Source organism: Flavobacterium anhuiense, from assembly GCF_050990855.1.
GTDB lineage: Bacteria > Bacteroidota > Bacteroidia > Flavobacteriales > Flavobacteriaceae > Flavobacterium > Flavobacterium anhuiense_C.
In genome coordinates, this window is the sequence record NZ_CP158861.1 from 5,300,783 (window position 1) to 5,321,837 (window position 21,055).

The 21,055-nt window shown below is 33.6% G+C and carries 16 protein-coding genes; 7 read left to right on the plus strand and 9 right to left on the minus strand.

Annotation, left to right across the window (positions count from 1 at the left end; genetic code table 11):
- Positions 1 to 152 precede the first annotated feature (152 nt).
- Both mgrA and ABTV69_RS22750 read right to left on the minus strand, forming a co-directional pair.
- Complete coding sequence (gene mgrA / locus ABTV69_RS22745; RefSeq protein WP_433832970.1) at positions 153 to 1,109, minus strand: L-glyceraldehyde 3-phosphate reductase; 957 nt, start codon at positions 1,107 to 1,109, stop codon at positions 153 to 155.
- A gap of 185 nt (positions 1,110 to 1,294) precedes the next feature.
- Complete coding sequence (locus tag ABTV69_RS22750; protein ID WP_433832972.1) at positions 1,295 to 1,867, minus strand: HdeD family acid-resistance protein; 573 nt, start codon at positions 1,865 to 1,867, stop codon at positions 1,295 to 1,297.
- A 441-nt stretch (positions 1,868 to 2,308) separates the two neighbouring features.
- On the opposite strand from ABTV69_RS22750, the gene ABTV69_RS22755 reads away from it, so the two are divergent.
- Entirely contained in the window at positions 2,309 to 2,539 is a 231-nt protein-coding gene (locus ABTV69_RS22755) for a DUF433 domain-containing protein (protein ID WP_276381522.1), read from the plus strand.
- A gap of 67 nt (positions 2,540 to 2,606) precedes the next feature.
- Entirely contained in the window at positions 2,607 to 2,870 is a 264-nt protein-coding gene (locus tag ABTV69_RS22760; protein ID WP_433832974.1) for a DUF5615 family PIN-like protein, read from the plus strand.
- Positions 2,871 to 3,142: 272 nt separating this feature from the next.
- Here ABTV69_RS22760 and bglX read toward each other — a convergent pair whose 3' ends face one another.
- The 3 genes from bglX to ABTV69_RS22775 all read right to left on the minus strand — a co-directional run bounded on the left by bglX (position 3,143) and on the right by ABTV69_RS22775 (position 8,083).
- Entirely contained in the window at positions 3,143 to 5,437 is a 2,295-nt protein-coding gene (bglX, locus tag ABTV69_RS22765; RefSeq protein WP_433832976.1) for a beta-glucosidase BglX, read from the minus strand.
- Between the two features lie 173 nt (positions 5,438 to 5,610).
- Positions 5,611 to 6,993: a sialate O-acetylesterase gene (locus tag ABTV69_RS22770; RefSeq protein ID WP_433832978.1), complete on the minus strand. Its 1,383-nt coding sequence runs from the start codon at positions 6,991 to 6,993 to the stop codon at positions 5,611 to 5,613.
- Positions 6,983 to 8,083, minus strand: coding sequence for a GDSL-type esterase/lipase family protein (locus ABTV69_RS22775; RefSeq protein ID WP_433832980.1), 1,101 nt, complete (start codon positions 8,081 to 8,083; stop codon positions 6,983 to 6,985). The genes ABTV69_RS22770 and ABTV69_RS22775 overlap by 11 nt, the downstream gene beginning before the upstream one ends.
- A gap of 216 nt (positions 8,084 to 8,299) precedes the next feature.
- Between ABTV69_RS22775 and ABTV69_RS22780 the strand changes: the two genes are divergently transcribed.
- A complete protein-coding gene (locus tag ABTV69_RS22780; protein WP_433832982.1) occupies positions 8,300 to 8,809 on the plus strand; it encodes a C40 family peptidase in 510 nt (169 codons plus the stop codon).
- A gap of 164 nt (positions 8,810 to 8,973) precedes the next feature.
- Here ABTV69_RS22780 and ABTV69_RS22785 read toward each other — a convergent pair whose 3' ends face one another.
- Together ABTV69_RS22785 and ABTV69_RS22790 are read right to left on the minus strand one after the other, a co-directional pair.
- Positions 8,974 to 10,554: a L,D-transpeptidase family protein gene (locus ABTV69_RS22785; protein ID WP_433832984.1), complete on the minus strand. Its 1,581-nt coding sequence runs from the start codon at positions 10,552 to 10,554 to the stop codon at positions 8,974 to 8,976.
- Positions 10,555 to 10,721: 167 nt separating this feature from the next.
- Positions 10,722 to 11,138: a DUF1573 domain-containing protein gene (locus ABTV69_RS22790; RefSeq protein WP_433832986.1), complete on the minus strand. Its 417-nt coding sequence runs from the start codon at positions 11,136 to 11,138 to the stop codon at positions 10,722 to 10,724.
- Between the two features lie 164 nt (positions 11,139 to 11,302).
- Between ABTV69_RS22790 and ABTV69_RS22795 the strand changes: the two genes are divergently transcribed.
- Positions 11,303 to 12,568, plus strand: coding sequence for a sensor histidine kinase (locus tag ABTV69_RS22795; RefSeq protein WP_433832988.1), 1,266 nt, complete (start codon positions 11,303 to 11,305; stop codon positions 12,566 to 12,568).
- On the plus strand, positions 12,565 to 13,251 hold the full coding sequence (locus ABTV69_RS22800) for a response regulator transcription factor (RefSeq protein WP_433832990.1): 687 nt from the start codon (positions 12,565 to 12,567) through the stop codon (positions 13,249 to 13,251). The genes ABTV69_RS22795 and ABTV69_RS22800 overlap by 4 nt, the downstream gene beginning before the upstream one ends.
- A gap of 208 nt (positions 13,252 to 13,459) precedes the next feature.
- Here ABTV69_RS22800 and ABTV69_RS22805 read toward each other — a convergent pair whose 3' ends face one another.
- Positions 13,460 to 13,765, minus strand: a complete 306-nt coding sequence (locus tag ABTV69_RS22805) for a GIY-YIG nuclease family protein (protein ID WP_433832992.1) — start codon at positions 13,763 to 13,765, stop codon at positions 13,460 to 13,462.
- Positions 13,766 to 13,859: 94 nt separating this feature from the next.
- Here ABTV69_RS22805 and ABTV69_RS22810 point away from each other — a divergent pair, with 94 nt between their 5' ends.
- Positions 13,860 to 14,624 (plus strand): MBL fold metallo-hydrolase, encoded by a 765-nt coding sequence (locus tag ABTV69_RS22810; protein ID WP_433832994.1) that lies wholly within the window; start codon positions 13,860 to 13,862, stop codon positions 14,622 to 14,624.
- Here the strand turns inward: ABTV69_RS22810 and ABTV69_RS22815 are convergent.
- Positions 14,621 to 16,822 (minus strand): B12-binding domain-containing radical SAM protein, encoded by a 2,202-nt coding sequence (locus ABTV69_RS22815; protein WP_433832996.1) that lies wholly within the window; start codon positions 16,820 to 16,822, stop codon positions 14,621 to 14,623. The genes ABTV69_RS22810 and ABTV69_RS22815 overlap by 4 nt on opposite strands.
- A gap of 135 nt (positions 16,823 to 16,957) precedes the next feature.
- Between ABTV69_RS22815 and ABTV69_RS22820 the strand changes: the two genes are divergently transcribed.
- Entirely contained in the window at positions 16,958 to 21,013 is a 4,056-nt protein-coding gene (locus tag ABTV69_RS22820; RefSeq protein ID WP_433832998.1) for a T9SS type B sorting domain-containing protein, read from the plus strand.
- Positions 21,014 to 21,055 lie beyond the last annotated feature (42 nt).

Sequence of the window (21,055 nt, forward strand, 5' to 3'; positions counted from 1 at the left end):
AACCTGTCGGGTTTACGTATTTTAATCTCACAAAACTGGACTGAAGTCCAGCTCTACAATATGAATCGAGCCGAAGGCTCTTTTAAAGTTCCAAAGGAACAAATTATATTGTAGGGCTGAACTTCAGTCCAGTCTAGGTTATGTAATGCGAATTAAGCTAATATTTTCTCAATCGCATTCAATTCATCTTGAGAAAATTCCGTATTCTGCAAACAATCAATATTATTACACAATTGTTTTACCGAACTTGCACCAATTAAAACCGAAGTAATGCGTTTGTCTTTTTGCAACCAAGCCAAAGCCATTTGCGCCAAAGATTGATTTCTATTCTGGGCAATTTCATTCAGCTGAATCAATTTCTGAATGCGTTCCTGTGTAACCTCATCTTCTCTCAAATGCCCGTTCGGATTATGTGCTCTTGAGTTTTCAGGAATTCCATTTAAATATTTATCCGTCAAAAGTCCTTGTGCCAAAGGCGAAAACGCAATACAGCCTACTCCTTTTTCTTCTAAAACGTCTAGTAAACCATTTTCAACCCAACGTTCCAACATTGAATATTTTGCTTGATGAATCAAACAAGGCGTTCCCAATTGTTTCAAAACATCAACCGCAACGCGAGTTTGTTCTGCAGAGTAATTACTGATTCCGACATACAAAGCTTTTCCGCTTCTAACCGCATGATCCAAAGCCATCATCGTTTCTTCAATCGGAGTTTCTGGATCTGGACGGTGCGAATAAAAAATATCAACATAATCAACATTCATTCGTTTCAAACTCTGATCTAAACTAGACAAAAGATATTTTCTCGAACCCCAATCTCCGTAAGGACCATTCCACATGGTATAACCAGCTTTAGTAGAAATCACGATTTCATCACGCAGATTTCCCTGAAAATTATGCCATAATATTTTTCCAAAATTCTCCTCAGCAGAACCAGGAACCGGACCATAATTATTGGCTAAATCGAAGTGTGTAATTCCTTTATCAAAAGCCTCAATGGCAATGCTTTCGGCATTTTCAAAATTATCCACAGAACCGAAATTATGCCATAATCCTAAAGAAATCTCAGGCAATAATAATCCGCTTCTGCCGCATCTGTTATATTTCATGTTTGTAATTTAAAAGTTGGAGTTTTAATAGCTTTTAAAGGTAAAAAAATATCAAAAGTTATTAATTCAAAAAGCTTCTTTTTTTAATCCAAATTTGCTTTTCCTCAAATTCTTAAAAAAAATAAACCCTGCAGATTTCATAAATCTGCAGGGTTTATTCTATTTTATAAAATCAAAAACAAATTTTATTCTTTATTTAAATCGTGTATTTTTTTCAATTTGATAGAAAAATAAATATAAAAAATACCAAGAGAAATAAAAGCAAAAGCAGTCCAATAAACCAGTGAAAGTCCCGCAAAAATGGGATTCCATAATAAGACAAATGAAAACAGTGTACCTAATATTCCCAGTATTAAAAGATTTGCCCAATCAGAAACGGCGTAACTCTTCAAATCAAAAGCAATAACTATTGCCATAATAGAACGGAATAAAACCACAAATCCAACATAAAGTGGCAGTATAGTAATTGAAATTAATGGATTGATAATAAGCAGAAATCCAACGACAAAGCCTAAAATTCCAGATGCTAAGGTCCATCCCCAATTATCAATTTTCTTTCTATTTGAAAGTGCAAAAATGATTTCAAAAATTCCGCTTCCTAAAAACGAAACACTAAAGATAAATGCAAGAGTTAAATAAGCTGCTACGGGTGTGATAAAAGACCAAATTCCGATTCCAATAAACAGTAATCCCACCAACAATGGAATATACCAGTAATCAATAGCTTTTTTTACTTTCTTAAATAAAGAATTTTCCATAAGTATACTTTTAAAATCATGCTTACTCTATAAAGTTTTCAGCTTACCTTAATTACCAATAAAAAATATTTTAAATGGCTGTGTATCAAAGATAAGGCAAAAGAACCGATTGAAATGCTTTTTTTTACATAAAATACTTACAATTACAGAAAAAGAAAATAATAATCACTACGAATTCAGAATCTAAAAAGTTTAATTTTTTAAATATTTAAGATTGACTTGCGTCCAGCTTTAGCTGGATGTAAAAAAAAACAAACGGAAAAAGGCTTTAGCCAAACTGTCGCTAGTTTGGCTAAAGCCCTTTTCTTATCCAAATCTTTCCCCTAGCTGAAGCTAGGGGCTATTCAAAAATCTTTGCGACTTAGCGTCTTCGCGGCAAATAAAACTTCATATCTTAATTCATATTTTAATTTTGTAAATTTGTTTTAAATACAAAAAAGCATGGAAAATAATTGGCAAAACTTAATTTCAATAGATCCTGATATCAGATTTGGAAAACCTGTTATTACAGGAACACGTATTTGCGTTTCTGATATTCTGTCTTGGTTATCCACAGGAATGTCCTTCGAAGAAATTATTGAAGATTTTCCAGAACTAAAAAGAGAACATATTCTTGCTGCTTTATCTTTTGCTGCAAATAGAGAAAATATTACAAAAATAATTGCAGCATAATGAAGTTGCTATTAGATGCTAATATTTCGTGGAGAATTGCAAAGCTTGTTGAAAATGATTTCTCAAATTGTTTTCACTCAAAAGACAAGTAAAGCAACCCGCGAAAGATATTGAAATCTGGGAATTTGCAAGAAAAAATGATTTCACTATTCTTACCCATAATGATGATTTCGAAAAATTATTACTTCTAAAAGGAGTTCCTCCAAAAGTCATAATTCTAAAGACATTCAATAAAAACACAAAACAATTAGCCGAATTACTCATTTCAAAAAAAGAAATTATAGAATCCTTTATTTCTAACGATCAATTAATGATTTTAGAAATTTATTGATTATGTTTTTAATCTCGCAAAGGCGCGAAGGCGCAAAGTTTAATTTTAAAATATAAGTTTGAATTGCGTCCAGCTTTAGCTGGATGTAAAATAGCAAGCGACAAAAAAAGGCTTTAGCCAAACTAACGACAGTTTGGCTAAAGCCTTTTTTCAATTCAACTCTTAATCCCCCAGCTGAAGCTAGGGGCTATTCAAAAATCTTTGCGACTCTGCGACTTTGCGAGATTAAAACTTTGAATCTTGGTTACTTTGTTACTCTGTCCCTTTGAAACTTAAAGAATTTCAAAACCACTCTGCAATCCTTTATCAGAGCTTCCTCCAACCATGATTTTAAAAGTTCCTGGTTCTACCAAATATTTCCCTTCGTTATCATAAAAACCAAGTTCTTTATCCGTTAAAGTAAACTTTACCGTTTTAGTTTCTCCCTTTTTCAAGTTTATCAATTCAAAACCTTTTAATTCTTTAATTGGGCGAATGATACTTGCAAACTCATCATGAATATACAATTGAACCACTTCTTTTCCATCATAATTTCCTGAGTTGGTCACTTCAACACTCACCTCAACTTTTTCTCCTTTTGCAAAAGAAGTTTTATTCAGTTTTAAGTTTTTATAACCGAAAGTTGTGTAGCTTAATCCAAAACCAAACGGAAATTGCGGCGTTTTTTCCACATCCATATAATGCGACCAGAAAACGTTTTTATCGCTGTCTATTGGTCTTCCTGTACTGTATTTGTTGTAATAAATCGGCACCTGACCCACATTTCTCGGGAAAGACATTGGCAATTTTCCACTCGGATTATAATCTCCGTATAAAACCTGAGCAATTGCGTTTCCTGCCTGAGTTCCTAAATGCCAAGCTTCAACAATAGCTGGAACATTTTCTGCAGCCCACGGAATACTCAACGGACGACCGTTATTTAAAACCAAAACTACATTCGGATTTACTTTGTAGATTTCTTCTAGTAGTTCTTGTTGTAAACCAGGCAAATTCAAATCCGTTCTACTTCTTCCCTCACCGCTTTGGAAACCGTATTCACCTAAAACCATTACCACAACATCAGCGTTTTTTGCGGCTGTTTTTGCTCCTTCAAAACCACTTTTATCTGTAGTATTAAAAACAGTTTCTGTCAAGAAAGTAGCTTTTTGTTTTAGTAAATCAGCACCTTTTTCAAAAGTCAGCTGATTGTCTTTGTATTGCTGCATTCCTTCCAAAACAGAGACAGCAGTATCGTCTGAAGCCGCAATTCTCCAACTTCCTAATGGGCTGTTTTTATCGTTTGCCAAAGCACCAATCAAAGCAATTTTCTGTCCAGATTTCTTTAGTGGCAATAAATTCTTTTCGTTCTTTAATAAAACGATCGATTTCTTTGCCATGTCCAAAACGCCTTCATTATTGGCTTTGCTTCCAACAACTTCTTTTTCACGTTTTTCATCACAGTAACGGTAAGGATCATCAAATAATCCCAATTCAAATTTCACGCGCAGAATTCGGCGAACCGCATCATCAACCAAAGATTCTTTTACTTTACCTGATTTCACCAAATCAACCAGTTTTGCAACATATAAATACGATTCCATATCCATATCAGAACCTGCAATTACGGCTTTTGCTGTTGCATCAGCTTCATCTTTTGCATATCCGTGCGCAATCATTTCACGAATTGAAGCATAATCAGAAATTACAAATCCGTCAAACTTCCATTTCCCTTTTAAAATATCTCTTTGCAAAAAGGCATTTCCAGTTGCCGGAACGCCATTCAAAGTATTAAACGAATTCATAAACGTACGAACTCCCGCTTCAACCGTCGCTTCAAAAGGAGGTAAAACCGAATTGTATAATTTAGAATTACTGATATCCACAATATTATATTCCAATCCCGCTTCAACATAACCATAAGCGGCAAAGTGTTTCGCGCAAGCTGCGATCGTATTCACTTTTTGCAAATCTGCAACCGTTTCTCCTTGAAAACCCTTCACACGCGCATAGCCCACTTTACTTCCCAAATACGGATCTTCTCCTGCGCCTTCCATCACACGCCCCCAACGAGCGTCGTTTGCAACGTCAACATTAGGTCCAAAAGTCCAGTTAATTCCAGATGCCGAAGCCTCATCAGCAGCAATCGCTGCCGATTTTTTAATCGCTTCTAAATCCCAACTTGCCGCTTCTGCCAACGGTATCGGACTTAACGTTTTATAACCATGAATTACGTCAAAACCAATAATTAACGGAATTCCTAATCTCGTTTCTTCAACCGCAATTTTCTGCACCGCACGAACTTCTTTCACACCACGAACTGTTAGCATCGATCCGACCAATCCTTTTCTTAAATGTTCGTATTTTAATTCGGCTGTTCCGCCTTTTGGCGCGGGTCCAGTAACATCCCAAAAACCATTATATTGGTTCATCTGTCCCACTTTTTCCTCCAACGTCATTAACGGTAAAAGCAAATCAATGCGTTGCTCAACAGTTTTATTTTTATCCAGATACGGCTTTTTTTGTGCACTCATATTTCCAACAGTAAACAGGGATAAAACCCCGATAATAATTATTTTTTTATTTTTCATGATGGTTTAGTTAGTTTCTTTTTTTAAAGGCGCTAAGGTTCTAAGATACTGAGATACTAAGTTTTAAAAACTTTGCGTCTCTGCGAGATTCAAATTATGTATTGCGGACTTCGACTTAGCTCAGCCTGACAAATTGGTTAAAATCTAAAATCTACACTCTAAAATCTAAAATCTCATTCCTCAGATATAAAACAAGAAGCAGGCAAATTCGCTTTATTAAACAAATCTGATTGCGTTGTATTTCCCCAAGCAAATCTCACTTTTGCTGGATTTACAACTTTTTTACTTGTCAAAATCACCTGATTATTTTGTATTGAAGCTTCGGCAGGATAGAAAACACCATCAGTTCCTGCTACTTCAAATTGATTCGATTTTTTTTCTTTAAAATAAAGTCCGTCAGCATAATCAAAAGAAACGATTGCTTTGTTTTTTTCAATTTTAATATCTTTAAACAATGGACCATTTACCAAATTAGAATTGGTTTTATACGTTTCAGCCAAAGCTAAATTCGCCAAACGAATTCCGACTGATTTTTTATTTTTTGGATGAATATCAATCGTATCCGAAATATCACTTATCACGACCATTCCCGATTTAGAAACTTCTTTCAATAATTTTCTCTGCGAATTTCTAACTGTTACATTTGAGAAATTATTAGAACCTGTTTTAAAAGGTGCAATCTGAACATAATAAAACGGAAAATTATCATTCCATTCTTTTCTCCAAGAAGTAATTAGTGCTCCAAGAGTTTTATCATAAACCAACGAACCAACATTCGATTCTCCTTGATACCAAAGCGTTCCTGCAATCTTAAATCCTACAATCGGATAAATCATAGCATTGTAAGCGCGTCCAGGTTGTCTTGGTCCGTATTCTTGCTCATTTAGTTTTTTGGCATTTTCTAACAAAAGCGGATCATTATTTACGACTTCTTCTGGCATCCAGATTTCGGCAGGAGTTCCTCCCCAATTCGAAGAAATCAATCCGATTGGAACATTTTTCAAATCTTCGCGAAGGCGTTTGGCAAAAAAGTAACCAATTGCACTGAAATATTTCATGGTTTCTGGAGTCGATTCCGTCCAATTTCCTAACAAATTATTCTGTGGACTCGTAGCCGTTAATTTAGTAACGGTAAAAAAACGAATATTCGGATTCGTGGCATTTTTCATTTCCTCTTCTCCGTCGTCAATTCCCCAACTTACAGACATTTCCATATTCGATTGACCCGAACAAAGCCACACTTCACCAATTAAAATATTTTTCAAAACCACTTCGTTGTAGCCTTTTATGGAAATTGTAAAAGGTCCGCCCGCTTCTGGAGTTTTGATCGTTAATTCCCATTTTGCCTGATTATTGGCTACAGTTTTATATTCCTGATTGTTCCAACTCGAAATCAGTTTTATTTCCTCTTTTGGATTTGCCCAACCCCAAATTTTCACTTCAGAGTTGCGTTGTAAAACCATATTATCACTAAAAATATTCGGAAGCGAAACATTTGCCATCATAGTACTGGAAATCAATAAAAAGAAAACAAACTTATAGATATTATTTTTCATTTAGCAACTTCTTTAAAAATGGTGCATATTCGTCTGCCAAAACTTTATGTTCTGCCACATTTGGGTGTCCAGTGCATCCGCTTGGAGTCATTGGTTTGAATTTGAAAATCTGAATGGGTTTGTGCGCTTTATCATTCGCGAAAGCGTTTTTAACTTTATTCAGACAATCTTCAAAAACAACTCCTCTTTCTCCTCCAACCATTGGACTGTTCGTAATTACAATTTGCACTTTCGGATTATGTTCGTACAACATCTTTATAAAATTGACATAATTCGAAATGTATTTTTCAGGATTAAAAGGCAAACGTTCTTTCTTTCCGTCTCCGCCAGAAAAGTCATTTGTTCCTAAAGCAATACTGATAATATCAGGCTGAAAAGCAAAATCATATTTAGGTTTTGAAGCATCTTTTGTCAGATACAAATTCTGATAAACATCTGGCATGATCGCTTCGTCTTTGTGTTCGTCGTTCCAATTGCGATACATTCCAATTCCAGAAACACAGCTCATTAAATAATCAGCTCCAATTGCTCTAGAAAGTGTTGGGCCGTAAGCATAATAACTATTGTGATGATCGTAATATTCTCCTTTATCGCAAGGAATATCAGAACCATCGCTCGCTGCGCCACAAGTAATCGAATCACCGATAAACTCGATTTTCTTTTTCTTTTTAAATGAAATAGAAGTCAGCCTAGCAGTGGTTCCGGCAAATAAAATGCCGCCCGTATGGGCTTCTGTATTTTTATAAATTTCTAAACGATGCTCTTTTTGAATTGAAGTCACTTTTATTGGAAAAGTTTGAACAGCGCCTTTTTCAACTTTGATTTTCCCAATATATTTATCGTCTAAAACCAAAGAAACATAATTATGGTGTTCGTAAGAATCTACGCTTTGAAGTGAAATCGAGCATTCATTTCCCGTAAAATTGAAAGAAACAGACGAAGCCGTACCAATTAAAATGACGTTATCATTTTGCAGTTTTTCTACACGCCCTTGATATAAGAATGTCTTACTTGAATTTTGAATTTGCGAGTTCGAAATAACCGAAATCAGCAAAAACAAAATTAAAAGTGCTATTTTTTTGGGAAACATAATTTATTTGTTAAAATCTAAATATGATTCACAAATATATTAGAAAGAGAATATCTAGAAAGATACTAAAATGTCAAAAAGCAATAAAAAAACACCACATAAACACATCATTTGTAGCGTAACAGTACTCATTTGTACTTTTTAGGTGCTTTTTGTTCTTTTAAAAATAAAATAACCATTTATATTTAGCGTTTTATTTACTTAAGACTTAAAAAAATGAGACCGCTCCAACTATTATTTTTACTGCCTATTATTTTTCTTTTTTCTTTTAATCTAAAAAATAAAGAACCACAAATAATAGTTCAAAATCCTAAAAGTCAAACAGAAATCAATCGTGATTCTTTAATTGCTTTTGCAAAAAAACATGTGGGAATTCCTTATGTGTACGCGAGCAGCAATCCGAAAAAAGGTTTTGACTGTTCGGGTTTTGTGAGTTATGTTTTTGGAAAATATGGTTTAACCTTACCACGAAGCTCAAGCGGCTATAAAAACATCGGTAAAAATTTAAAACCAGAAGATTTTAAAGTGGGAGATATTTTAGTTTTTTATGGTTATAAAGACAGAACCATAATTGGTCACCTTGGCATTATCTGTGAAGCTAACGGAATGCACTCAAAATTTATCCATGCTTCATCTGGAAAAGCGCAACAAGTTACAATAACAGCGCTTGATACAGAACATTATACCAAACGTTTTTATAAATGTGTGGATGTTTTATCGGAATAAGTTTTTTTTAGCCATGAATTCACGAATTTATTTTTTAGCCACAGATTAAAGGGATTAGCACAGATTTTTTATAATCATTTTTAATCCTATAATCTGTGGCTTTATTTTTTTTTAACATGAATTCAAATTGGTGGAAATTTGTGTAATTCGTGGCAAACTTTAAACTATTCCTCAGTCAGTAATTTAATTAGACTTTCGTCTCTTCCGTAAATATCTTTGTAGAAGTTTAAATTTCCTTCGCGGTCTACCCAAGCGGTGAAATATCCGATGTAAACTGGAACTTTTTTCTTAAGTGTATACCAGTTTTCTTTTCCAGAGTGCATGGCTTTATCGATTCTTGCTGGATTCCATTGCGGATCTACTTTTAATAATTCGATTGCCAATTCACGAGGTTTTGCCACACGCACACAACCGTGGCTGAATGCTCTACTCTCTCTTTCGAATAAACTTTTTGAAGGCGTATCGTGCAAATAAATATTGCTTGAATTTGGGAACAAGAACTTCACTAAACCTAAAGAGTTATTTTTTCCAGGAAGCTGACGAACAGCACCATTGTTCCACTCCAAATTTTTCTTTTGCAGATAGTTTTTATCTCTCGCCATGCCGGGTTTAATCTCCGAATTAATAATGCTTGTCGGCACATTCCAATACGGGCTGAAAACAATATTGCTCATCATTCCGCTGAAAATTACGGTTTTCGTCATCGCTTTCCCTACTACAACTGGTGATACAAAAGCAATTTTTCCGTCTTCGATAATATACAATCGAAATTCTGGAATATTCACTTCTATATATTTTTGCCCTTTTTCCAATTCTGGATCAATCCAGCGGCAACGTTCCATATTAACAATAATGGTTTTAATGCGTTCCGAAACTGGAATGTTTAGATCATTTATGTGTTCTAATAAAATAGTATTTTTAGGAGTGTATCCGTGACGAGCTTCATAAAATTTAAGTGCTTTCATTAAAGTAGTATCGCAAACTGAACTTTTATTATCTTCCTTAAGATCTTTTGTCACAAAAAGCCTTTCTCTAATTTGAGCTACCACATCAGAAGAATCACCAACTTTTAAAGGCTTATAATCTTCTTCAACTTCAATTGTTTTCCACCCACCGTTTTTCTCAATTTCTCTGTATTCCTTTAAAGCATCACGAAGTTTGTAATATTGGCTGAACATCTTCTTTTTCTTATCATCCAAAATGGTTGATTTTTTGAAAATGGAATCTGAAAGCACCTGATAATTGAACTTTTTTCTTGGTAAAAGCCATTCCAACGAAATACTAGTTTTTTCATCAAAACCTGCATATACTTTCTCAGCATAATAGTAATACAAATTTGATAACAGTAAATCGGTATCTTCCTTAGATATTTTTTTAGTTGGATTATTCTCGAAAACCGAATTGAGTTCTTCCTTATAAGGATAATTGGCTTTTAATCCTTCTTGATCTAAATTTTTGTATTGATTAAATAACGTGCTTCCAAACTCCACAACTCCTTTATTGTCTTGCCATAATTGAGTAGATTTATTTTTTAGATATAAAGAAGTTACATCACTTTTAAATTTTTCCAATTTCGGATAATTTTCATAAAACTTAGCTATGCGGACAGTATCAATTGTAAGTTTCAATTCCGGGATTTTTTCGACTTTCTTTATCGAATTTTCCTCTTTCTTATCGGCTTTCGAATTACATGAAAAAACAATTAAAAAAACAGCAGCAATAATAGGCGTATACCAAATTTTCATAACTTAAAATTTTTGATTAAAAGTAGAAAAAATTCTGTTAAATCAAAGAAGTCCGAACTAAATCTTATTCCTTATTTTTTTGAAGCTTAAACGGTTAATAAAAAATAAAAGCTCCAAACAATTTACATGTCTGGAGCTTTCGCCATATAACCAACCTATTAAAAATCTTAAATAACTGTACCTTTCAAAGTAAGTACTTTTGGAGTTGTATCTGCACTAGTTGTTACAGTAACTGTTTTTGTAAAAGCTCCTTTGTTTGCAGCGTTGTATGTCGCAGTAACTTTTCCAGATTTTCCAGCCTGAATTGGCTCTTTTGTATAATCTGTTGCTGTACATCCGCAAGATCCTTGAACGTTTGTAATCACTACAGCTGTTTTTCCTGTATTTTTAAATTCGTACACAATTGCTTTTGGAGTTCCTTGTGGAATTTGTCCAACATCAATTGTTTCTGCTTTCCAAACAATTGTAGAAGGCCCCATTTCTGAAACTTCAGTCTCTGAAACTAAAGATTGTACTGGTGCAATTGCCGAAAAAGACATTAAACCTAATGCCAATGCCAACATAGAAATTTTTATCGTTTTCATAACTGATATATTTAAAATGGTTTGTAGTTCATTTTTATATTTCAAAGGTAATTCAGACAAAATCAAATCGCTGTTAACCGCTTTCAAACGTTTGTTAATGACTTGTTAATCGCTTATTTTCAGGTCAAAATTGATTAATATTACACTCTCAAAATCCAATATTCTTGAAAATTAACAAACTCAACAGCATCATTATCTTAGGATTGGTAGCCATCATTAGCATTTTGGTGGCGCAATTGTTATGGACCAAAGAAGCTTTTACAATTGAGCAAAAAAAACTGAGTCAGAAAGCACATATTGCTTTGTTGGAGGTCGCTAAAAAATTATACGAAGGAACGAATCACGAACTGCCTGTTCAGAATCCTGTACAGAAAATTGCGAATGACTATTATATCGTCAATGTCGACAACGAATTTGAACCTGATATTTTAGAATTTTATCTAAAGACAGAATTCAAAAAAATGAACATCACAACCGATTTCGAATACGCGATGTACAACTGCCAAAGCGACGAAATGATTTATGGTGATTATATTTCGCTTTCGAAGAAAAAAGCAGATTGCAAAAAAACGGTCTACTTCCCTAAACATAAAAATCTGGTTTATTATTTTGCGGTTCGTTTTCCAAATGAAACCACTTATTTATTTAGTTCGATGCGTTTTTGGTTTATTCTTTCAACTGCATTAATTCTGATTCTGCTAATTTACGTTTATTCTATATTTACGCTTTTACAGCATAAAAAATATTCAGAACTACAGCGTGATTTTATCAATAATATGACGCATGAATTTAAAACCCCACTGGCTTCTATTCTTATTGCATCAAAATATTTAATTGAACAAAAACCAATTAAAGAAGACAAGAAACTGTATACCTACACCGATATTATTATCAATCAAGGGAATAAATTAAACGGCCATATCGAAAAGATTCTGGATATTGCAAAGTCTGATTATGCTCCTTTAGAACTAAAAAAAGAAAGTATTTTAATTGTTCCCATTATTGAAGAAGCAATAGAAAATATCAAATTAAAATATCCTGAAGCTTCTATTAAAATTGAAACGGTTTCAAGAGAATATGTGATAGAAACCGATACTTTCCATTTTGCCAATTTGGTTTATAATTTACTGGATAATGCGATAAAATACTGTAACGAAAACCCAGAAGTTATCATAAAAATTACCGAAGAAAATAATTGTTTGAAATTGGAATTTATTGATAATGGAATTGGAATTAATCCTAAAAAAATATCTTTTATCTTTGATAAGTTTTATCGCGTTCAAAACGAAAAAAGTAACGAAGTTAACGGGTTTGGACTTGGTTTATACTATGTAAAAGAAATCTGCAGTTTGCAAAATTGGAAAATAAAAGCCGAAAATAATCAAGAAAAGGGTGTTACCTTAACTTTATCAATTCCGTACAAAAAATGAGAAATTTCAAAATACTATATGCCGAAGACGACGAAACTCTTGCGTTTTTAACCAAAGACAATTTGGAGCAAAATAATTATGAAGTAATTCATTGTTCTGATGGAAAATCGGCGCTGAAAATTTTTGAGGAAGACGAATTTGACATCTGCATTTTTGATATTATGATGCCAAAGATGGATGGTTTTGAACTTGCTGAAGCCATTAGAAAAATCGATGTTGACATTCCGATTATTTTCCTTTCTGCTAAAACTTTAAAAGAAGACCGTATTAAAGGACTGCGACTTGGTGCAGATGATTATTTGGTAAAGCCTTTCAGCATCGAAGAATTGCTATTAAAAATTGAAATTTTCTTAAAACGTTCGCAAAAAAATATTCCGCTAGCAAAAACAATTTATGAAGTAGGAAAATATCAATTTGACACCAAAAACTTCATTCTTTTTAACGACGAAGAAAAAGTTGGATTGACGCAACGTGAAGCCGAATTATTGAAACTTTTTCTAGATCATAAAAATTCTGTTTTAAAAAGAGAACAAATCTTAACCTCTTTGTGGGGAACTGACGACTATTTTATGGGAAGAAGTTTAGATGTTTTCATTTCTCGTCTTCGAAAAATCTTAGCCAACGAAGAAGGTATTTCGATTGAAAACCTGCACGGAATTGGATTTAGGTTTTCGATTGGGTAAATCACAGTATTTTATTGCTAAAACATAAAGCAACCACACGTTTTGTCATTCCGAGGAACGAGGAATCTCCGCGGAGTTTTTCCGTAAAGTTTTTCCGTAAAGTTTTTCCGTAAAGTTTTTCCAATCTTTGTCGAGCTACTTGCGGAGATTCCTCGTTCCTCGGAATGACAAACTAGACGTTGATTCTCAGCCGACAAAAACTTTGTCTTTAATATTCTAAAAACTCCAAATCTGGATTCATGGTTTTAATTAACGCGATTTTCTTCTCTCTTCTCCAGCCTTTCAATTCTTTTTCTCTTGCAATTGCTTCTTGAATCCATGTGAATTTTTCGTAATAAACTAAAAACTCAATATTGTATTTTGCGACAAAAGTTTTGCTCTCAGATAAAATATTTTCTTTATGCTTTAATAATCTGCTTTTAAGATTATTTGTAACGCCAATATAAAATACAGATTTCGCTTTATTGGTTAAAATATAGATCAAATAAGTATGAAAACCCTCTTGTAGATACATAAATTTAATAATAACAATTCTGCTAAAAATAAAGAAAAATCTGTAAACTCATTTTCGAAAAACTTTGTATTTTTAATATCTAATTTTCTTGGATATGAAATTACATCATTTGCGAAATGCCTCCTTGGTAATTGAAACAGAAAAGCATGTCATTTTAATTGACCCAATGTTAGGTAAAAGAAAAACAATTCCTCCTTTTACTATTTTCAGATACAAACCGAAAAGAAATCCGCTAGTAGCGTTGCCAAAAAACAGTCGTGACATATTAAGTCGTGTTACGCATTGCTTGATTACGCATTTGCATCCAGATCATATTGACAAAGCGGGCGAGGTTTTTTTAAGAAGAAAAAGCATTCCCGTTATTTGCAGTTCTAAAGATGAAAAAGCTTTGATTCAAAGAGGATTAAGTGTAATTCAGACTTTAGAATATTGGGAACCGCAAAAGTTTCTAGACGGAAAAATTACTGGAATTCCTGCTATTCACGGTTATGGTTTTATTGCTAAATTGATGGGAAATGTAATGGGTTTTCTTATAGAATTAGCCGATCAAAAATCAGTTTACATTAGTTCTGATACTATTTTTACAGAACACGTTGAAAAAGTTCTCACGCAATTTAAACCAGATATTTCTGTTGTTGCTTGCGGAACTGCAAGATTAGATATAGGGCAACCTTTGTTAATGCGAATGGATGATATTTTGAAATTTACAACTCTTGCCCCAGGAAAAGTTCTAGCCAATCACTTAGAAGCTTTAAATCATTGTCCGACAACGAGACTGCAACTAAGAACTGCACTTTCAGATCATGGTCTTTTGACTAAAACTTCTATTCCGAATGACGGAGAATGTATTGAATATTAAAGCACTAACAATCCAAATTCACGCAAAGTATTCACTGGTTTAGAATACCAAAACAATTCAAAATCTTCTAATGAAGTTTCAAAATCATTTTTGACTTCTTGAAAAGTGTAATTTTTAGAACCCGAAACGGCTATTTTTGACAGAATCGAGACAAGCCACTCGCCTTCTTCTTTACTCGTTTGAATATCGAAACTTTCTTTTTTGTCGTGAAAAGTTAGCGACATCATTTCCCAACTTCTTCCTTTTTTTGATTTTGTAAAGATTGATGCTGAAGGTTTTCCGCCCAACCAAACCACTTTTGCATTTGGTTTTGTATTGAAATCATTTTGTTCTTCTAAAGCATTAAAAATAAAATCGGGATGAATTTTTGTTTTCGGAATTTTAAAATCGAACCAATCTTGCAACTCATAATCAAAACAGATTCCGTGCATGAAATTGAAAAGTGATTTCTTTAATCCGAAACTAAATTTATCGTGATTGATTCCTGTAGAATCTGTGTATTCTATATCATTATTCGCAAAAGTTCCAATCGCTTCTGTTTTTTTGGTCACACCAAATTGCTCTGGATACAATCCGACTGGACTATGAGCTGTCAAAGCAAATTGATGCCAAAATCCAGATTGCAAAACTCCAGCTTCAAACAATTGTCGAACCATTTCTAAACTATCAACCGTTTCCTGAATAGTTTGCGTCGGATATCCGTACATTAAATATGCATGGACCATAATGCCTGCTTCGGTAAAATTTCGGGTTACTTTTGCCACTTGCTCTACTGTAACGCCTTTATCAATCAATTTCAGTAATCGATCTGAAGCTACTTCTAAACCACCAGAAACGGCAATACAACCCGAGGCTTTCAGCAACAAACATAAATCTTTTGAAAAACTTTTCTCAAAACGAATGTTCGTCCACCAAGTTACAGCCAATTTCCTTTTTAAAATTTCAAGTGCTACGGCACGCATTAAAGCTGGCGGCGCGGCTTCATCAACAAAATGGAATCCGTTTTGACCTGTTTTTTCGATCAATTCTTCCATTCGATCACAAAGCAAACTTGCCGCAACAGGTTCGTAGACTTTTATATAATCCAAAGAAATATCACAGAAAGTACATTTTCCCCAATAACAGCCATGGGCCATTGTGAGTTTGTTCCATCTTCCATCGCTCCACATTCTATGCATTGGATTTACAATTTCGATTACCGAAATGTATTTATCCAAAGGTAAATCTGAATAATCTGGAGTTCCAACTTGCGATTGTTTGTAATCGTGTTTTAGCGAATTGTTTTTGTAAACAACTTCTCCTTTTTCTAGTAAAAATGTTCTCTTGAAAGAATCAGAGTTTGGGTTTTCTAAATGGAAAATCAATTCCTCTATTGGAACTTCTCCATCATCTAAAGTGATAAAATCGAAAAACTCAAAAACACGTTTATCCGAAAGCGAACGCAATTCGGTATTTGGAAAACCTCCGCCCATTGAAATCTTTATTTCAGGATGATTTTCTTTTACCCATTGCGCACATCTGAAAGCACTATATAAATTCCCTGGAAAGGGAACAGAAATTAGAAACAAAGTTGGTTTTACAACTTCAATTTTAGCTTTTAAAAGCGAAATTAAAATCGAATCGACATAAGTTGGTCCTTGCTGTAAAGCTTCGTACAATTCATCAAAAGAATTGGCACTTCGTCCTAAACGTTCGGCATATCGGCTAAAACCAAAATTTTCGTCAACACATTCTACAATAAAATCGGAAATGTCTTCCAAATATAAAGTTGCCAAATGTTTTGCTTTATCCTGAGTTCCCATTGTTCCAAAGGCCCAATCGAGTTCTTCCAATTGTGCAAAACGAGAAGCTTCTGGCAAGAAATCTTCCTGACAAATCTGCAAAGCCAGAGTTGGATTTTTTCCTTGCAAAAACTGAATTACAGAATCGATTGTTTTGATGTATTCGACTTGAAGAGCAAAAATACGTTTAGAATTATCTGAGATTTCAGAATCAACTTGAAACTTAGAACTTGACACTTCAAACAAATCAATAAGTCCTTTTTTCGAAAACAATTCCAAAATCACATCAATACCCAAATCTGCCTGAACCGATTCAATATTTTTAGTATTTAAAAAACCTTTTATATACGCCGTTGCCGGATACGGCGTATTCAGTTGGGTAAAAGGCGGCGTAATTACAAAAAGTTTCGTTTTCAAAAGGGATTTATTTTTTTGCAAAAATACGGGTTATTGTGGACTTTTTAATGAAAAGATTTTATTCACTAAGCTGCTAACTTTTTAATTTGGTTTTGTAGATATTTAATTACATTTGAAGCGACTAAATTTTCTTTAATGAAACAAAAATTACTTTTTCTATTTTTATTGATTACGGCCCAACTGATTTCTCAGAATCAAAATCAATCTATTGGATTTAAAGAGAATAAAGGACAGATTCTAGATCAAAATGGCAAACAAAATAATGCTGTAAAATACTTATTGAGTTCAAATGGTTTAAATGTTCAGTTAAAGAAAAATGGATTTTCTTATGATGTATATGAAATAAAAAAGACACCTATAACTAGTTCTACAACAGCAAAAACTCTTCCTTATTTAACTCCGGAAAAAGGCAATGAGCAAAAAGAAGAATTTAATATAGAATATAAATTTCATAGAGTTGATATTGATTTTGTGAATTCCAATCCTAAAGTTGAATTAATTACGGAACAAAAATCATCTGATTTTGACAATTACTATAACATTCCAAACAAACCAGAAGGAGTTCTGGAAGTACATCAATACAAACAGATTACTTATAAAAACATCTATCCAAACATTGATGTCTTATTTACAATTCCTAAAGATCCGCAAAAAACGGTTGAATATAATTTTGTTATTCATCCAAAAGGAAAAATCTCTGATATTCAATTAAAATTTAATGGTGCCGAAACCAATTTGGTTGATAACAAAATCCAAATGAATGTTCGTTTTGGAAAGATGGAAGAAACACTTCCCGCAAGTTGGATTGAAGAGAAAGGGCACAAAAAAGAGATTATTGTTGGATATCAAAAAATAAAAAAGAATGTTTATGGATTTCGCTCTGCAAACTTTTTAGCTGGAAAGACTGTCGTTATAGATCCCGTACCGACTAGACTTTGGGGGACTTATTTTGGAGGCGAAGAATATGATTATGCTTCTTCGATTTTTGCAAAAGATGATTTTGCTTATATGGCCGGAGTTACTTACAGTAAGAATAATATTGCCTCTACTGGATCTTTTCAAACATCGCTAATTGTAGGAATTGACTATGATGCTTTTTTTACCAAATTTAATGCTAACGGTAGTAAGGTGTGGAGTACCTATTACGGAGGAAACAGCACTGATCAAATTTTAAAAATTAAAGTTTCAAATAATAACAATATTTTTATTGCTGGTAAAACTTTAAGCACAACAAATATTTCAACCTCGCAAGTTCATCAACCTGTCAAAAGTGGCTCTTTTGATGGATTTATTGCAAAATTTGATTCAGATGGTGTGCGAATATGGGGAACATATTACGGAGGTCTATTAAATGATGCTGTAAACAGTATTATAATCGACAACAATGAAAACTTTTATATTTCTGGCGAAACATCTAGTAAAAATAATATTTCTACCAGTGGATCACATCAAAGCACAGCAGGTAATCAAATTGATGATACAAGTGATGGCTTTATAGTGAAATTTGATTTTAATGGAATACGCCAATGGGCAACATATTATGGAGGCAGCAATTTAGATGTTATAAATGATTCTGAATTTGACTCAGATGGGAATATTATTTTTCTTGGATTTTCACGAAGCAGTAACAATATAGCGACACAAAATTCTCATCAAGAAACAAACGTAAAAGATGATGGTTTTTTAACTAAATTCACTTCTGATGGAAATCGTTTATGGGGAACATATTTTGGTGGAGAAAATAACGATTATTTCTTTAATTTAGGTTTAGATGCAAACCAAAATATTTATTGTTTTGGAAGAACTAATAGTGTCAGCAATATTAGTACACCGAACGTGTTTCAAGAAATTTACATTCAAAATTCACAAAACTATGGCAGCGGATGCATCTTTAAATTTGATCCTAACGGAAAAAAAACATGGGGCTCTTATTTTTTCCCAGAAACTCTAGGTGGATCTGTTTCTAATAGTGGCTATATTTATTTTACAGGAAGGGCAGAAAATGGTTTTACATCAACTAACAATGTTTTTCAAGAAGTCAAAAATCCTGGAACTGAGTCTTACTTAGTAAAATTCAATACCGATGGGCAAAGAGAATGGGCAACCTATTTTGGTGGTGAGATGGCTGATAATGCACTTTTAACTTACGTTGACAACAGCTCTAATATTTACTTAGCTGGACTTACAAATAGTAAAACAAATATTGCTACTACTGGAACTTTTCAAGAAAACCTTTACCCCGACAGAAACACCTATCAGCCTAATACTGGCGATGCCTTTTTAGTTAAATTCAGAGATTATCAGTCAAACTCCAGTGTTTCTAGCAATTCACCTATCTGTATTGGCCAGAAATTAGAATTGAAAGCTACGGGAGGAACCAATTATTTATGGAGCGGGCCAAATGGCTTTACATCTACCGAGCAGAACCCAACGATTACAAATGTAGATGTAAATAATGGTGGCGAATACAGCTGTTTAATTACAGGAACCGGTGATTTTGATGGCATTAAAAAAGTCAACGTTCTAGTTGGAGATAATTTACCTCCAATTCCTAATTTAGCAACTCTTCCAACCATAACAGGAGATTGTAATACTACAATAACTATAATTCCAACGGCTACTGATGATTGTGCAGGGCAAATTACTGGTGTCACAACAAATCCACTTTCCTATAGTTTACCTGGAACTTACACGATTGTATGGAATTATAATGATGGAAATGGAAATAATTCAACACAAAATCAAACTGTTATAATCTCTAGTCAGCCTTTGGCAATTGCAAATTCTCCACAAAAATTCTGCACCCAACAGAATGCAACTTTAGGAAGCATTCTAATTACTGGTCAAAATATAAAATGGTACGACGCACAAACAGCTGGAACGCTTTTACCTAATAACACTCCACTTCAAAATGGAGTAACTTATTATGCGTCTCAAACTGTAAACGGATGTGAAAGCGAAAGAGCAGCTGTTTTAGTTAATATTCAAAATATTTTGGTTCCAACAGCAAACGCAAACCAACCCTTTTGTACAGCACAAAATCCGACAATTGCCAATATTGAAATTACAGGAACTTCTATAAAATGGTACGATGCGCCAACAAATGGGTCTTTATTATCTGAAACTACAGTGCTACAAGATGGCAAAACCTATTACGCTTCTCAAACAATAAATGATTGTGAAAGCCCAAGATTTGGCATTACTGCCTCAATTGTGAATACACCAACTGTTCCAATTGGCACTCCAGAACAATCATTCTGTAAAAAAGAAAATAAAACGCTTAATGATATTCAAGTAACAGGACAAAATATCAAATGGTTTGATACCATGATGTCTGCATCAACATTGCCGAATACAACTTTATTAGAAAACAACAGAACTTATTATGTTTCTCAAACTATCGGATGCGAAAGTGATAGGATACCTATTTTAGTTCATGTTTATAATACTCCTTTACCAACAGGAAGTAATAATCGACAATTTTGCATTGATGAACTTGCAACAATTGAAGATTTAAGAATAACTGGAAGTGCTCTTAAATGGTATGATGCCACAGTAAATGGAAATGCTTTACAAGAAACCGATTTATTGCGTACTGGAATTTATTATGTTTCGCAAACACAAAACAATTGTGAAAGCGAAAGAATGACAATTACTGTAAAAATACTAGACAACCAAATTCCAAGTGCAGATTCTCCACAACAATTCTGCAGTCAGAAAAATGCAAAAATTAATGATATTGCAATTGATGGACGGGATATCAAATGGTATGAAAGTTCTTCTTCGACCAATAATTTATCTGAATCTACTTTGCTTGAGAACGGAATCACTTATTTTGCTTCTCAAACAATTAACACTTGCGAAAGTGACAGAATTCCAGTTACAATCACTATTTTAGAAGCAACTTCTAAGGATTGTATTAATTTAGTAAATGAACTTCCATATCCAAAATTCTTTACGCCAAATGGTGATGGTTTTAATGATACTTGGACAATTGATCCCGATTATCTAGCTCCTAATTCGTCTATTAGAATTTTTAATCGTTATGGAAAATTAATTAAAGAATTGGCACTAAATACCTCTTGGAACGGGACTTATCTGGGCAATCAGGAGCCCGCATCAGATTATTGGTTTACAGCAGTTCGTTTTGATGGAAAAGAATTTCGAGGTCATTTTTCTTTAAAAAGGTAAAAATAAAACGCAAAGATTTATGCTCAAAAAACATTTTTTGAA

Coding starts and splice junctions, on each gene's coding strand:
- ABTV69_RS22770 (WP_433832978.1), bottom strand. CDS start 6,993: ATGAAAAATAATATCTATAAGTTTGTTTTCTTTTTATTGATTTCCAGT.
- ABTV69_RS22820 (WP_433832998.1), top strand. CDS start 16,958: ATGAAACAAAAATTACTTTTTCTATTTTTATTGATTACGGCCCAACTG.
- ABTV69_RS22775 (WP_433832980.1), bottom strand. CDS start 8,083: ATGTTTCCCAAAAAAATAGCACTTTTAATTTTGTTTTTGCTGATTTCG.
- ABTV69_RS22785 (WP_433832984.1), bottom strand. CDS start 10,554: ATGAAAATTTGGTATACGCCTATTATTGCTGCTGTTTTTTTAATTGTT.
- ABTV69_RS22780 (WP_433832982.1), top strand. CDS start 8,300: ATGAGACCGCTCCAACTATTATTTTTACTGCCTATTATTTTTCTTTTT.
- ABTV69_RS22790 (WP_433832986.1), bottom strand. CDS start 11,138: ATGAAAACGATAAAAATTTCTATGTTGGCATTGGCATTAGGTTTAATG.
- ABTV69_RS22800 (WP_433832990.1), top strand. CDS start 12,565: ATGAGAAATTTCAAAATACTATATGCCGAAGACGACGAAACTCTTGCG.
- bglX (WP_433832976.1), bottom strand. CDS start 5,437: ATGAAAAATAAAAAAATAATTATTATCGGGGTTTTATCCCTGTTTACT.
- ABTV69_RS22750 (WP_433832972.1), bottom strand. CDS start 1,867: ATGGAAAATTCTTTATTTAAGAAAGTAAAAAAAGCTATTGATTACTGG.
- ABTV69_RS22755 (WP_276381522.1), top strand. CDS start 2,309: ATGGAAAATAATTGGCAAAACTTAATTTCAATAGATCCTGATATCAGA.
- ABTV69_RS22810 (WP_433832994.1), top strand. CDS start 13,860: ATGAAATTACATCATTTGCGAAATGCCTCCTTGGTAATTGAAACAGAA.
- mgrA (WP_433832970.1), bottom strand. CDS start 1,109: ATGAAATATAACAGATGCGGCAGAAGCGGATTATTATTGCCTGAGATT.
- ABTV69_RS22805 (WP_433832992.1), bottom strand. CDS start 13,765: ATGTATCTACAAGAGGGTTTTCATACTTATTTGATCTATATTTTAACC.